This is a genomic window from Mycobacterium sp. NGS67, from assembly GCF_059812185.1.
Map to the genome: position 1 here is coordinate 39,337 of NZ_JCALCF010000003.1, position 13,685 is coordinate 53,021.

The window sequence follows — 13,685 nt, forward strand, 5'->3', positions numbered from 1 at the left end:
AAACCATGGTCGACTATGGCCTTTTGCCGCCCGAGATCAATTCGGGACGTATATACGCCGGACCGGGGTCGGGTCCGTTGCTGGCTGCCGCGGCGGCATGGAGCGGGGTGGCCGCGGACCTGCAGGCCGCCGCGTCCGGTCATCGGTCGGTCATCACCGAACTGACCAGTGGCCCGTGGCTGGGGCCCTCGTCTGCGGCGCTGCTCTCGGCGGTGACTCCGTTCATCGCCTGGCTGGACAGCGGTTCGGTGGAGGCTGAACAGACGGCGAGCCAAGCCTATGCGGCGGCGGCGGCATACGAGACGGCGTTCGCGGCGCACATCCCGCCGCCGGTGATCGCGGCCAACCGCGCCCTGCTCGCGGTGTTGGTTGCGACCAATTTCCTGGGTCAGAACACCCCGGCGATCGCAGCGACCGAGGCCGTGTACGCCGAGTTCTGGGCTCAGGACGCGGCCGCGATGTACACCTACGCGGGCAGTTCGGCGGCGGCGACGGAACTGACGGAGTTGCCGCAGCCGGCCGACGTGGCCGACCCACTGGCGGTGATCGACCAGACCCTCGCGGCATTCAAGTCACAGGTGACGTCGTTGCAGAACCAGCTCACCAGCGTGATGAACCCGATCAACACCAGGGTCGCCGACGTCCTCAAGACGCTGTCGTCGCCGATTAACCAGACGGCAATCGATCAGTGGTTGATCGCCAATACGCCGCTCGACGACCTGGTCCCCCTCTACAGCAAGTACATCCAACCGTATCTGCAGGCACTGCAGGGCGTGTTCCAGTCCGGGCAGGCTTTCGGGCAGGCGACCAGCGCCCCCATCGCGTTGAACACCTTCGCGAACAATCTGGCACCCGCGGCCAAGGCGGCCGCCGGTGCGGCTCAGGCCGCCGGGTCTGCGGCGGGCAACATCGGATCGAAGGTCGGCAGTGTGACCGCCGGTCTGGGCAGGTCGCTTCCGCTCGGCCGGCTGTCGGTGCCGGTGAGCTGGACCTCTGCGACCGGCTCGGCGACCCCGGCGGCGACCGCCGCCGGCAGCGCGGGCGCGGTCCCGGCCGCGGCGGAAGGTGCTGTCGTCGGAAACACGCCGGTGGCGCCGCCGTTCGGCCAGTTCATCAACGCCGGGAACGGTCGCAAGACGCCGTCCTACGGGCACCGTCTGACGTTCATGACCCGACCGCCGGCGGCCGGCTGAGCGGTTCGCGGATTTTCCCGAGGTTCGGCGCGGCTGCTATGGTGCGTTGCTTATGCGCGAAATAGATCGTCGCCGCATGCTTTTGATGACGGGGCTGATGACGGGGGCGGCCGCGCTGACCGCAGTCCCCTCCCCCAAGGTCTCGGCAGCGCCCAGCGGCGGCTCGGGGCCCTACATCTTCCACGACGAATTCGACGGACCGGCCGGCTCGGCGCCAGATCCGTCGAAGTGGACGGTGTCGAAGGCACGCGAGACCATGAAGGACCCGACCTATTGGGAGCAGCCCGAGCGTGTCGGGCAGTACCGCGACGACCGGCGCAACGTGTTCATCGACGGCAACTCCAACCTCGTCATCCGGGCTGCCAAGGACGGCGACACCTACTACGGCGGCAAGGTCTTCAGTCCGTGGCAGGGCGGCATCGGGCACACCTGGGAGGCCCGGATCAAGTTCGACTGCCTGACCGCCGGCGCTTGGCCCGCATTCTGGTTGTCCAGCGATGCTCAGGGTGAGATCGACATCGTCGAGTGGTACGGAAACGGCAAGTGGCCCTCGGCGACGACCGTGCACGCCAAGGCCAACGGCTCGGAGTGGCAGACGCACAACATCGCGGTCGACAGCGGGTGGCACACCTGGCGGGTCCAGTGGGACGACGCCGGCATGCGCTTCTGGCAGGACTATGCCGATGGTGCGGCGCCCTATTTCACCGTCGCCGCCCACTCGATGGCGGATTGGCCGTTCAACAATCCCGGATACCAGGTGTTCCCGATCCTCAACCTCGCGGTCGCGGGCTCCGGTGGCGGTGACCCGGGACCCGGGACCTATCCGGCGCAGATGCTCGTCGACTACGTGCGGGTCTGGTAGAGGAAATACTTCAGCAAACCCACGCCGGAATCCTCAGCGCGTTCAATACGACAAGTGTCGAATATGGGGGTCGAAAGCGAAAATCGTGCGAAATCGTCAGGCCGGAGCGTCGTCGGTACCGTAGCGCCGAGGCCTGTGGGTAACGCCCTGCACGTCGTGACCCATCGCGAGTGCGCGCTGCCTGCCGATATATGCCGGGTGGCGCCGCATAGCGGCTTCGAGTTGGCGTTCCCGGCGCTGAGCTGCCGTCCACAGCGGGTGCGATTGGAGGTCAATCACTTTGGCCTCGGCTGCCTTCGCCATGATTGTCAGCTCCTCTCCGATTAGCACGCATAAGCGAAAATCGGGTATTTTTGTCGCCTGTTTCGCAAGGATGCCCAGCAAAGCTGTGACCTAACCGTGTCTGAAGATGAGAATTTGCCGTGAATTTGCAACTCGGCAGTTATCTGCATCACAGGAAGCGCTCCTCGGACCAACAGGTCGGGGTTCGGCCGTGACATGCAAAGCGTTATAACACTCACCGGTGACAACGTGGCGGAACGCGCATGGGTACCGTTCGGGGCATGGCCAACCGACGCTTTCTCCTGCACAAACGCCCCACCGGACGCATCGGAACGGACACCTTCGAACTCGACGAGCAACCCGTCCCCGACATCGGCCAGGGCGAGGCGCTGGTTCGGGTGGACTGGATCTCGCTGGACCCGACGAACCGCATGTGGATCACCGATGTGCCGACGTACCTGCCGCCCGTCGGCATCGGCGAGGTCATGCGGGCGGGCGGTATAGGCGAGGTCGTCGCCTCCAACAACCCGAACTACCCGGTGGGGCAGACCGTCCAGGGCCTGGTCGGCTGGCAGGAGTATGTGGTCGCGTCCGACACGATGCCGCTGATGCCGGTCCACGTTGCTGACGGCGTCTCTCCGAGCGCCTACATGGGCGCGCTGGGAATGACCGGGCTGACCGCCTGGATCGGTATCCGCGACATCGGCAAGCCGAAGCTGGGTGAGACGGTGGTGGTGTCCGCGGCTGCGGGCGCGGTCGGCTCGGTCGCCGGTCAGCTCGCCAAGGCAGACGGTGCCCGCGTCGTCGGAATAGCGGGTGGCCCGGAGAAGTGCGCGTTGCTGACCGAGCAACTCGGTTTCGACGCCGCAGTCGATTACAAGACGGACGACTGGTACGCGCAGCTGGCCTCGGCGACGCCCGACGGCATCGACGTCGACTTCGAGAACGTGGGCGGCCCCATCATGGACGCCGTCTTCGCGCGGCTGAATATCGGTGCGCGCGTTGCGCTTTGTGGTTTGATCTCGGGTTACAACGAGGCCGATCCGCCGCCCGGGCCACGCGCGTTCGGAAACCTGCTCATCCAGCGCGCGACCGTGCAGGGTTTCATCGTGCTGGACCATTTCGGCCGCGCTCCCGAAGCGATCAGCGAAATCGGCGGGTTGATCGCCGAGGGCAAGCTCACGCCGCTGGAAACCGTCGTCGAGGGCTTCGAGCAGTTGCCGACCGCGATCAACATGCTCTTCGACGGCCAGAACGTCGGCAAGCTGATGGTGAAGATCACCTAGTGGCATCGTCATGACACGCAGTGCCCCTGAAAAACCAAGGTGGACACCGTATTACGGGTTGAGGAGGTCGAGTCGGGCCGGCATGTGAGCTGCAGTCAGCGTGTAGCACGTAGCGTTGTCGCATGTTTCGCATGACCGTCCAGGACGTATTCGTCATCCGCGGTCGCGGCGTGGTGGCTACCGGAGAGGTGCAATACGGAGAGTTGAGCGTCGGAGATCGGGTGCGGATCAACGACGGTCCCGAGGTCCGGGTGGACGCTATCGAGACCTTCCGCAAGAAGGTGAAAACGGTCGGCGCCGGTGACAATGTCGGCCTGTTGTTGTCGACGCTGGCCAGTGATGACGTGGCGTCCGGCGACGTGATCACCGGTCTTGGCCGAGCAGACGCAAACGCCCCCTTTTTGTCGACGATTTAGGGGCTTTTGCGTCTGCTCGGCAGATTAAAGTCGTCCCATGCCGCAGGACGCCGGGTTGGACGGTGACCGGCACCTGCATCGCGACCTGTCCAATCGGCAGATTCAACTGATCGCGATCGGTGGCGCGATCGGCACCGGCCTGTTCATGGGATCCGGGCGGACGATCAGCCAGGCCGGGCCAGCGGTCGTGGTCATCTACGCGATCATCGGGTTCTTCGTCTTCTTCGTGCTGCGCGCGATGGGCGAACTGCTGCTGTCGAACCTGAACTACAAGTCGTTCGTCGACTTCTCGGCCGATCTGCTCGGACCCGCGGCCGGCTTTTTCGTCGGCTGGTCCTACTGGTTCGCCTGGGTGGTCACCGGGATCGCCGAAATCGTCGCGATAGTCGGCTATTCCAGATTTTGGTGGCCGGAGTTGCCGGCGTGGATACCGGCGCTGGTGACGGTAGCTCTGGTGCTGGTCTTCAACGTGTTCAGCGTGCGCAACTTCGGTGAGATCGAGTTCTGGTTCGCGTTGATCAAGATCGTCGCGATCCTGGGACTGATCGCGGTGGGCGTGGTGCTGGTGGCCACCGGGTTCGTCTCTCCCTACGGTGATCGCGCTGCGGTCGAAAACCTCTGGCAGGACGGCGGATTCTTCGCGACGGGATTCTTGGGCCTGGTCGGCGGGTTCCAGATCGCCTTCTTCGCTTTCGTCGGAGTGGAACTCGTCGGCACCGCGGCGGCCGAGACCGCCGAACCGCGCCGCACGCTCCCCCGCGCCATCAACGCCGTTCCGTTGCGGGTGGCGGTCTTCTACATCGCTGCGCTGCTGGCAATCTTGGTGGTCGTCCCGTGGCGGCATTTCGCCAGCGGCGAGTCGCCGTTCGTGACGATGTTCGCCTTGGCCGGTCTCGCGACTGCGGCGTCGACGGTGAATTTCGTCGTGATCACCTCGGCGGCCTCGTCGGCGAATTCCGGTGTGTTCTCCACGGGGAGAATGCTTTTCGGTTTGGCCGACGAAGGCAGCGCACCGTCGGTGTTTCGCCGGCTCAACCGTGCCGGCGTGCCGGCGCCCGCGGTGCTGTTGACCGCTCCGCTGCTGTTGACGTCGGTTCCGCTGCTGTATGCGGGTGGTTCGGTGATCGGTGTCTTCACCGTCATCACGACGGTCGCCTCGCTGCTGTTCATGTTCGTCTGGACCATGGTGGTGATCAGCTACCAGGTCTACCGGCGGCGTCATCCTCAGCGGCACGCCGAATCGAGCTACAAGATGCCCGGCGGGGTGGCGATGTGCTGGGCCGTGTTGGCCTTCTTTGTGTTCGTGGTCTGGACGCTCTCCACGGAGCGGGACACCGCCGTTGCTCTGGCCTGGTTCCCGGCCTGGTTCGTCGTGCTGGCTGCGGGCTGGCTGATCGTGCGCCGCCGGCCCGGTCGCGCCGAGCAGTACCGTGTGTTCCAGGCCGAGATGCGACAACCCGCCCCGTGACCCACCGACGTCGACCCGGCATGGCTACACAACCTGCGCGCGCACCCGGACGCGCACATCGAAATCGGTACCGACGCCTACGATGTGCGGGCCCGTGAGCTGCCTCGCGACGAACGCGACGCCGTCTACCCACGGATCGTCGAGCGGGCACCCGGGTTCGGGGGTTACCAGGACAAGACCGACCGGGTCATCCCGATCATCGAACTGCAGCGGATCTGATTCTTGGGATCGGTAGCGGTCCGGCGGCTCTGTACTTGGCGCAACGACGACGCCAACGAGGCGCCGCGCCACGAAAGGAAGACCGCCATGAACATCGTCCCCGCCGGCATCGAGCAGCACATCAACCGCGTCGACCGGCAGCGCAGCCTGTGGATCGGGATCAGCATGGCCGTGCTGGCCGCCGGTTCGTTCTTCCGGTTGCTCTGGATGCTCTACGTCTCGATGACATTCGGCTGGTTCGTCGGTCCGATGGCCTTCAACATCGTGGTGTCACTCGTCGTCGGCACGGTCGCCGCGGCCGGCGCGATCGGCTTTCTGAACCGCTACTTCAACGGCCCCGAATCCCATCGACTTTGACGCGCAACAGACGAATGGTCCCGGGCTTCGGCTCGGGACCATTGGTCGTCGGACCGTTCGACCCAGAGGTTAGGCTACCGTCGACAAGTCAAGAGCCTAGGGGCAGAAGATGATTCGTGAGGAGTGAGGCGTTGACCGGGACGGACAGTCGCATAGCGGTGGTAACCGGCGGAGCCTCGGGTATCGGGGAAGCCACCTGTCATGAACTGGCGCAACGCGGCCACAGCGTCGCCGTGCTCGATGTGAACGGCGCTGCCGCGCAGCGCGTCGCCGCCGACCTCGGCTCGAAGGGTGTGGCCGCGCTGGGTGTCCAGGTGGACGTCACCGACCGGGCCGGTGTGGAGAGCGTCTTCGCCCGGGTGCGCGCCGAACTGGGGCCGATCGGCATTCTGGTGACCAGCGCCGGCAAGGCAACCTTCTCGCCGTTCGCCGACATCACCGTCGAGTCGTGGGCCGAGATCATCGACATCAACCTGACCGGAACATTTCACTGCTGCCAGGTGGCGCTGCCGGACATGGTCGCCGCCAAGTGGGGCCGGATAGTGATGATCTCGTCGTCGAGCGCGCAACGCGGCAGCCCGTACATGGCGCACTATGCGGCGGCGAAGGGCGCGGTCATCACATTGACGAAGTCGCTGGCCAACGAGTATGCCGCGGTCGGCATCACCGTGAACAATGTGCCACCGTCGAGTATCGACACGCCGATGTCGCGCCAGTCCCAGGCCGAGGGCAAACTCGGCTCACCCGAGCAGTTGGCCAAACTGATCCCAATGGGCCACATGGGTTCTCCGGAGGACATCGCCGCCGCCGTGGGTTTCCTGTGTTCAGAGGAAGCGGGATTCATCACCGGACAGGTGCTCGGTGTCAACGGCGGCGCGGTGATGTGACTTCCGGCCGGCGGTCGGGCTGTTTCCGGGATCGCTAGACCTGGACCAGGTCCGGGTGGAACTTGGCCGCCATCCGGCGTAACCCGTCGCGCCAGTCGACTGTGCTGCCGCCGCCGACGAGTTCGTGCAGTCGGGTCACATCGACGGGATTGCCGCGCAGCGCCTGGTCGCTTTCGCTGAACACCGGTTCCCGACCGATCAGCGTGCCCAGATAGCCGCACCATTCCTGGATGCTCACCATCTGGTCGCCGGCCCAGTTCACCGTCACGGCCGGAACCGAAGCCGCGGCAAGCAGTTTCGGGATGGTGGCGATGATGTCGTCCTGGTGGATCGGGTTGTAGAACGCCGCGCCGCCGGGTGGCACCGGGATCGGGATGCCGCCCAGGATCATCTCCATGTGGTAGAACGGCCAGCCGCCGTTGTCGCCGTAGGGGACGTTGAGTCGCGCGATCGTGGTGGGTACGCCGAGGATGCGCGCCGTGGTGCGGGCGACCGTCTCGCCGGCGATCTTGGAGATCGAGTAGGTGGGGAACAGCGGCTTGTGGTTGTCGCCCAAGGCGGCACGCTCGGTGCGCACTTCGTCGTCGGGCGGATCGTAGACGGCGGCAGATGAGCAGTGCAGGAACGCTTTTGCGTCGCGACAGTGCGCCATCAGCAGGCCGACCGATTCGGCGTTGGCACCCAGGTCCTTGTCCCACCGGCCGCTCTTGGCCACCGCCAGGTTGAGCACGTAGTCGAAGTCGGAGGGCAGCGCGCTGAAGTCCCCGGCGGCCAGGTTGACCGTCTCGCACCGCACGCCTGCCTGCTCGAGACGGTTGCGCGCGGCCGCGTCGGTGAACCGGGCGATACCCCAGACCTCGTTGTCGGGCGCCAGGGCCAGGGCGACCGGAGTGGCGACCTGGCCGGTCACCCCGGTGATCAGGATCTTCGAGTCACGCATGGGCTGATGGTAGGTGACCTCGGTAGCCAGGACGCGTCCCCGGTGACTTTTGCGCATTCTGCTCAGCACCCGTGGTAGGGTCCCCCCATGCCCACCCGGGGGCGCATCGACCTGCGGCTCGCCAGCCGGGTACTGCTGCTGCAACTGGTGTTGGTCACGCTCACGCTGATCGTCGCCTTCGTGCTGTTCGCTCAGTTCAACCGGCACCGCCTGGATCTGCAATACGGCGTGCACGCAATGGATATCGCTCGCGTGGTGGCTTCGTCCCCGACCGTGCTGACCAACATCCGGCGCTACGACGACACTCGGGTGACGACGGACCCCGCAACGGTGAACGAGCTTGCGGCGGGCCCGCTGCAGACCGTCGCCTCCCGGGTGGAGCAGCGCACCCACGTGTTGTTCGTCGTGATCACCAACGTCGACGGCATCAGGCTGGCTCACCCCCATCGCGACGAGCTGGGCCGTCGGGTCAGCACCGATCCCGGTCAGGCGCTGGCCGGACACGAAGAGGTGGTCCACGAATCGGGCACCCTGGGCCGCTCGATCGTCGCTAAAGTCCCTGTGTTGGAAGCGGGTACGAACCGGGTGCTGGGCATGGTCAGCGTCGGTGTCTCCACCAGGGCGTTCGACGAACAATTCTCCAAGAACCTGCGCGTGCTCGCCCCGCTCGGCGGCGCCGCCCTGCTGATCGGCGTGATCGGCTCGGTCGCGCTGGCGCGGCGGTGGCGGGGTTTGACTCTGGGATTGCGGCCCGCCGAGATGGCCGAGCTGGTGCGCACTCAGGCGGCGGTGCTGCACGGTATCGGCGAGGGGGTGCTGGCGACCGACCAGACCGGCACCATCACCTTCGTCAACGACGAGGCGTGCCGGTTGCTGCAGATCACCAACGAGCTCGGCCGCAATATCAGCGAAATCGGTTTGACACCAAGGGTTCTCGATGTTGTCCAGGCCACGTCCGAACATACCCCGACCGCGCCGACACTGGCCACCGTCGGTCAGCGCATCGTCGTCGTCTCGGCACGCAAAGTGCACCGCGACGGACGCGAACTGGGCACCGTACTGGTGGTCCGCGACCGCACCGACGTCGAATCACTGACCCGCCAGCTCGACGCGGTGCAGGTGATGAGCACCGCGTTGCGCGCCCAGCGCCACGAATTCGCTAACCGTTTACATCTGCTCAACGGGTTGCTGCACACCGGCCACGTCGAAGAGGGCTTGCAGTATCTGGAGGAACTGCTCGGGTCGGGCCCGCTGGGATCGGCGGTGCCCGGTATCGATTCCATCCGCGACACGCATCTGCAGGCATTCCTGGCGGCCAAGGGGGCGACCGCCCGCGAAGCCGGGGTGACGTTGGTGATCGGTGCCAACACCTGGGTGTCGGGCCGGCTCGAATTGCCGGTGGATGTCACCACCGTGGTGGGCAACCTGGTCGACAACGCGATCGACGCCGCCCGGACCAGTGACAACCCGGTCAAAGAGGTGGAAGTCGAACTGCTGCAAGAGGGTTCGACGCTGCACGTGACGGTGGCCGACAGCGGTGACGGTGTCGCGGCCGACTTCGTCGAGGAACTGTTCACCGAGGGCACCTCGACGAAGCCGGATTCGGGGATACCGGGCGGGCGCGGTATCGGACTGGCGTTGTCGCGTCAGATCAGTCGTGCCCTGGGCGGTGATCTTCGGCTGTCCAGTCCGGGCAATCCGGCTGCAGGACAAGGGCTCCGAGGCGCGGAGTTCATTGCCCGGCTGCCGGGTGTGATGACCGAGGAGGAGCAGTGGGCGGCGCAGACCTGACCGTGCTGGTGGTAGACGACGATTTCCGGGTCGCCAACATGCACGCCGGAATCGTCGACGCGATGCCAGGTTTCGCCGTAGCCGCCCGCGTCAACACGCTCGCGGCGGCACGCGAGGCCCCGGCCGTCGACCTGGCACTGGTCGACGTGTACCTGCCCGACGGGTCCGGCGTCGACTTCGTGCGCGAACTGCGCGGGGACGCCATGATTTTGACGGCGGCCACCGAAGCCGAAACCGTTCGCGCGGCGCTGGCCGCCGGCGCGGTGAGCTATCTGGTCAAGCCGTTCGCCACCACCGAACTGGCCGCCCGGCTGGCCGGTTACGCCCGCTACCGGAAGATCCTGTCCGGTCCCAACCTCGCCGCCGGCGACGTGGATGCCGCACTGGACGCGCTGCGGCCCAGGGTCACTGCCGCGCAGCCGTCCACCTCCGTGGCCTCCCCCACCAAAAAGCTCGTGCTGCAAGCCCTGCGCTCCACGACAGCGCCGATGTCGGCCGCCGAGATGTCCGCGGCGATCGGCATCTCGCGAGCCACCGCGCAGCGGTATCTGGCATCGCTGGCCACGACCGGGGAGGTCAGCGTCGGGCTGCGCTACGGGACCACCGGACGTCCCGAACAAGAATTCAGGGCGGTCGACTCTGCTAATCGCCGGCCCAGGGATAGGACATCGGGATAACCAGAGAATCGGCGGCCAGCTGGTCGACATCGGTATAGGTCTGTGCGATCTGAGTGAATGCCGCACCGGCCCGGATGAGCTCCTGCTGGGCCGCCCTGTTCAGGTCCAGCATCGCGGCGGCTTCGGCATGAAACGCCAGCACCGCCTGCGCCGACACCTCGTCGGCGCCGGCCGGCGCGAGACCGGTCACCGACATCGACGCCTGGTCGCCGGCCTGTAGGGAACTGATACCGATCTGGACGACCTGCGCGCCGATATCCCCGACGATCGGATGAAATGTCATGGTCTGCATTGGTGTACTCCTCGTTGTTGCGCCCCCGCAGTGCGAAACCGGTGACACCGCCATCGGCGGGTGCTTGATCGTTTCGCGTCGCACCTGCTGCTCGTGAAGTCGAAGCTAGGGCGGCGGCACAAAGCTGTCGCGGTTGTGGGCGATAGTCGGAGTAAGCGACGATTACCTGGTTTTGCGCATTGTGCTCATGGACCGGAAAACGTGCATTCGGGCCGGTCCGGGCGGCTTAGAATTGACGTGTTGTCCAGCACGGTCGAGTGATGATGGGTGACCCGCGCACAGAGCACAGGAGCAGCACGCAGATGGCAATGGATTCCATGTCCCACAACCCGGCTGCCGGTGACATCGGCTCGCAGTTGGTCGACATCGGCAGCCAGGGCATCAGCGCGGGCTCCACCGCGGCGATGTCGGTGTTGAGCGGGTTGGTGCCCGCCGGGGGCGAAGAGGTCTCGATGCAGGCGGTGCTTGCGTTCGCGCAGGAGGCCGCCACCATGTTGGCGTCCAACGCGGCGGCCCAAGAAGAGCTGATGCGGACCGGCACCGCGTTGACCGACATCGCGCGCATGTACGGGGAATCCGACGACATCGCTGCGGGCGCTTTGGCATTCAGTTCCAGCCCCATGTCCAGGTTGGCCTCGATGGCCGGATCGGGCGGCGGCGGACTGTCCAGCGCTGCGGCGGTGCAGACCCAATTGGGCGCCGCCGCAACCACTCCGGTGGTAGCCGGCTTGGCTCAAGAGTCCGCGATGACGTCAGCGGCGGCCGGCGCGGGGACGTCGGCAATGAGCGGCGCCGCCCCGTTGGGCAGCGGGATGGGCGCGGGCACCCCGGCCACGGGCTCCTCCAAGCCGGGACTGGCGTCGGCCACCGAACCGGCCGACGAGTCGGACGACAATCGGCGCGATGGCGACGACGACCGAGCCGACGGTCAGCGCCTGATCTGACGGACCCGCTCGCGCGTCGGGTCTGCATCAGGCCACGCACTCTTACGCTAGCGCTGACACCCCATCGTGAAGGAGCGACGTTGTGACCGACGAACCTGGCATGGCCTCGATCCTGCGGCAGATGAAGGTGCCCGAACGGATGGCCGGCAGTCAGGCCCTGCGCGACTTTTTGCTCGTCTACGTCGACGACGAAGAATCGATCGAGAACAACCCGGAACGGCTCAAACAGTTGAACGGGTTGATGATCCTGTCCCAGCTCGAGGTCATCAATGCCCTCGGGAGCATGGAGGAGGCTGCCAAGAGCCAGGCTCAGCGGCCGCCGCGCAAGCGTAGGTGGTTCTGAGTCGCCGTACGGTGAGGTGTGCGCTGGATTATCGACGGCATGAATGTGATCGGAAGCCGCCCCGACGGATGGTGGCGGGACCGTCAGCGTGCCATGACGACGTTGGTGCGGCGGCTTGACCGTTGGGCAGCAGCCGGCGATCGGGTGACCGTCGTGTTCGAGCGTCCGCCGGCGGCACCCATCGCCGCGTCGGTTATCGAGGTGACGCATGCACCCAGAGCGGCCGCGAACTCCGCCGACGACGAGATCGTGCGACTGGTGCAAGCCGCCGATCTGCCGGGTGAGATCCAAGTGGTGACCTCGGACAAGGTGCTTGCCGAGCGGGTCCGCAGCCTGGGCGCGTCGGTGTACCGTGCGGAACGATTCCGTGACCTGATTGACCCTCGCGACGCCAAATCCGGAGTACGACATGCCGATTGACCAAAACCGGGTCTGTGCGCTCGCGCGGATCGAGATCCCGATCATTCAGGCGCCGATGACCTACATCGCGGGCGCGCAACTGGCGGCCGCGGTATCCAACGCCGGCGGGCTCGGCATCATCGAGACCACTTCGGAGCAGGGCCGTGCCGATCTGCGCCGCGTACGCGACCTCACCGACCGGCCCGTCGGAGCCAACATCGCGCTGCTGTTCAACCGTGACCCGGCGATGGTGGATTTGTTGGTGGCCAACGGCGTTCGGTTCGTGACGACCTCGGCCGGAGATCCGGGGCTGTTCACCGCACGCCTGCACGATGCGGGCATCACCGTCTTCCACGTCGTCGGTACCTTGTCGGCGGCCAGGAAGGCCGTCGATGCCGGCGTGGACGGCCTGGTGGTCGAGGGTGTCGAAGGCGGCGGGTTCAAGAACCGGTTCGGCGCTTCGACGATGGTGCTGTTGCCGTTGGTCGCGGCCCACGTCGACGTCCCGATCGTCGCCGCGGGCGGCATCTGCGACGCCCGCTCCATGGCCGCCGCGCTCGTCCTCGGCGCCGAGGGCGTGCAGATGGGCACGCGACTGCTCGCCTCGGCGGACTCCCCGGTCCACGGCAATCTCAAGCAGGCGGTGGTGAGTGCGGACGAGACGGGCACCGTCTTACTGCCGTTGGACGGCCGGCGGATGATGCGGGTGATCCGCACGCCCGCCGCGGAAAAGCTGGATGCGACAGCTTCGGTGGAAGCGGGCGGCGCCGCGCTGCAACGGGTCCAGCGGCTCTACTTCGATGGCGACATGGACGCCAGCGTCGCCAACACCGGTCAGGTGGCCGGGCGTATCGAGGATCTGCGGCCGGCGGCTGACATCATCGCCGGCATGTGGGCCGGGTGCCGGGAGGTGCTGGCTGCGACGGCCCGTCGTCTCGGCCAAGCCTCGTGCACATAACCGTACTGCGGATATCGGATCTCATCCCCGATGACTATGAGCGCCGTTCGAAAAATTCGACAAGCGGCCAGCGACAATCCGTCAATTCATGCATTGTCAAATTTGTTGACAAAGCGTTCCGATGCAAGGCCAGAACAGTCAAAGACTCTGTCTTGCAACAGCTCCCAACGATCAGATCGATTGCGAGTGGACACGTGTCCTGCCAATTCCCGGATACCCGACCTGGCTGTCCAAGAACTCCCCATTAATTCCTAAAGGGCTATTCCCGATAACGTGCCGCAGCGCTAATATCCCACAAATCACGATCGCGGACTCAGGGAGCGCGCATGACCGACGAACACCGAATCCTGGCGGTTCGCGTGGTGCTGGGC

The 13,685-nt window shown here is 65.9% G+C and carries 16 protein-coding genes and 1 pseudogene; 14 read left to right on the plus strand and 3 right to left on the minus strand.

Annotation, left to right across the window (positions count from 1 at the left end):
* Positions 1–5: 5 nt before the first annotated feature.
* Positions 6–1,193, plus strand: a complete 1,188-nt coding sequence (locus AC5Y4D_RS03115) for a PPE family protein (RefSeq protein ID WP_499945886.1) — start codon at positions 6–8, stop codon at positions 1,191–1,193.
* A gap of 52 nt (positions 1,194–1,245) precedes the next feature.
* Entirely contained in the window at positions 1,246–2,055 is an 810-nt protein-coding gene (locus AC5Y4D_RS03120; protein WP_499945887.1) for a glycoside hydrolase family 16 protein, read from the plus strand.
* Between the two features lie 96 nt (positions 2,056–2,151).
* Here the strand turns inward: AC5Y4D_RS03120 and AC5Y4D_RS03125 are convergent, their stop codons facing one another.
* Positions 2,152–2,358 carry a hypothetical protein gene (locus AC5Y4D_RS03125; protein ID WP_499945888.1) on the minus strand — a complete coding sequence of 69 codons (207 nt, stop codon included), beginning with the start codon at positions 2,356–2,358 and terminating at the stop codon, positions 2,152–2,154.
* A gap of 260 nt (positions 2,359–2,618) precedes the next feature.
* Between AC5Y4D_RS03125 and AC5Y4D_RS03130 the strand changes: the two genes are divergently transcribed.
* The 6 genes and pseudogenes from AC5Y4D_RS03130 (at position 2,619) to AC5Y4D_RS03155 (ending at position 6,970) form a co-directional block, all read left to right on the plus strand.
* Positions 2,619–3,623, plus strand: a complete 1,005-nt coding sequence (locus tag AC5Y4D_RS03130) for an NADP-dependent oxidoreductase (protein ID WP_499945889.1) — start codon at positions 2,619–2,621, stop codon at positions 3,621–3,623.
* 122 nt (positions 3,624–3,745) lie between these two features.
* Complete coding sequence (locus tag AC5Y4D_RS03135) at positions 3,746–4,039, plus strand: EF-Tu/IF-2/RF-3 family GTPase (protein WP_499945890.1); 294 nt, start codon at positions 3,746–3,748, stop codon at positions 4,037–4,039.
* 37 nt (positions 4,040–4,076) lie between these two features.
* On the plus strand, positions 4,077–5,507 hold the full coding sequence (locus AC5Y4D_RS03140; RefSeq protein ID WP_499945891.1) for an amino acid permease: 1,431 nt from the start codon (positions 4,077–4,079) through the stop codon (positions 5,505–5,507).
* Between the two features lie 12 nt (positions 5,508–5,519).
* Positions 5,520–5,726, plus strand: a pseudogene (locus AC5Y4D_RS03145) (nitroreductase/quinone reductase family protein); the annotation flags it as partial.
* Positions 5,727–5,813: 87 nt separating this feature from the next.
* A complete protein-coding gene (locus AC5Y4D_RS03150) occupies positions 5,814–6,083 on the plus strand; it encodes a hypothetical protein (protein ID WP_499945892.1) in 270 nt (89 codons plus the stop codon).
* 131 nt (positions 6,084–6,214) lie between these two features.
* Positions 6,215–6,970 carry an SDR family NAD(P)-dependent oxidoreductase gene (locus AC5Y4D_RS03155; protein WP_500036326.1) on the plus strand — a complete coding sequence of 252 codons (756 nt, stop codon included), beginning with the start codon at positions 6,215–6,217 and terminating at the stop codon, positions 6,968–6,970.
* A 34-nt stretch (positions 6,971–7,004) separates the two neighbouring features.
* Here AC5Y4D_RS03155 and AC5Y4D_RS03160 read toward each other — a convergent pair whose 3' ends face one another.
* Positions 7,005–7,910 (minus strand): NAD-dependent epimerase/dehydratase family protein, encoded by a 906-nt coding sequence (locus tag AC5Y4D_RS03160; protein ID WP_500036327.1) that lies wholly within the window; start codon positions 7,908–7,910, stop codon positions 7,005–7,007.
* An 87-nt stretch (positions 7,911–7,997) separates the two neighbouring features.
* Here AC5Y4D_RS03160 and AC5Y4D_RS03165 point away from each other — a divergent pair, with 87 nt between their 5' ends.
* Together AC5Y4D_RS03165 and AC5Y4D_RS03170 are read left to right on the plus strand one after the other, a co-directional pair.
* Positions 7,998–9,701: a sensor histidine kinase gene (locus AC5Y4D_RS03165; RefSeq protein WP_500036328.1), complete on the plus strand. Its 1,704-nt coding sequence runs from the start codon at positions 7,998–8,000 to the stop codon at positions 9,699–9,701.
* Positions 9,683–10,378 carry a response regulator gene (locus AC5Y4D_RS03170; protein ID WP_499945896.1) on the plus strand — a complete coding sequence of 232 codons (696 nt, stop codon included), beginning with the start codon at positions 9,683–9,685 and terminating at the stop codon, positions 10,376–10,378. Before AC5Y4D_RS03165 ends, AC5Y4D_RS03170 begins: the two co-directional genes overlap by 19 nt.
* Here the strand turns inward: AC5Y4D_RS03170 and AC5Y4D_RS03175 are convergent.
* The gene (locus AC5Y4D_RS03175; protein ID WP_499945897.1) at positions 10,344–10,670 is read right to left on the minus strand and encodes a PE family protein; all 327 of its coding nucleotides are present in this window, start codon (positions 10,668–10,670) and stop codon (positions 10,344–10,346) included. The genes AC5Y4D_RS03170 and AC5Y4D_RS03175 overlap by 35 nt on opposite strands.
* 308 nt (positions 10,671–10,978) lie before the next feature.
* Between AC5Y4D_RS03175 and AC5Y4D_RS03180 the strand changes: the two genes are divergently transcribed.
* The 4 genes from AC5Y4D_RS03180 to AC5Y4D_RS03195 all read left to right on the plus strand — a co-directional run bounded on the left by AC5Y4D_RS03180 (position 10,979) and on the right by AC5Y4D_RS03195 (position 13,314).
* On the plus strand, positions 10,979–11,614 hold the full coding sequence (locus tag AC5Y4D_RS03180) for a PE family protein (protein ID WP_500036329.1): 636 nt from the start codon (positions 10,979–10,981) through the stop codon (positions 11,612–11,614).
* An 82-nt stretch (positions 11,615–11,696) separates the two neighbouring features.
* Complete coding sequence (locus AC5Y4D_RS03185; protein ID WP_500036330.1) at positions 11,697–11,957, plus strand: hypothetical protein; 261 nt, start codon at positions 11,697–11,699, stop codon at positions 11,955–11,957.
* 18 nt (positions 11,958–11,975) lie between these two features.
* Complete coding sequence (locus AC5Y4D_RS03190; protein ID WP_500036331.1) at positions 11,976–12,377, plus strand: NYN domain-containing protein; 402 nt, start codon at positions 11,976–11,978, stop codon at positions 12,375–12,377.
* Complete coding sequence (locus AC5Y4D_RS03195) at positions 12,367–13,314, plus strand: NAD(P)H-dependent flavin oxidoreductase (protein ID WP_500036332.1); 948 nt, start codon at positions 12,367–12,369, stop codon at positions 13,312–13,314. The genes AC5Y4D_RS03190 and AC5Y4D_RS03195 overlap by 11 nt, the downstream gene beginning before the upstream one ends.
* Positions 13,315–13,685 lie beyond the last annotated feature (371 nt).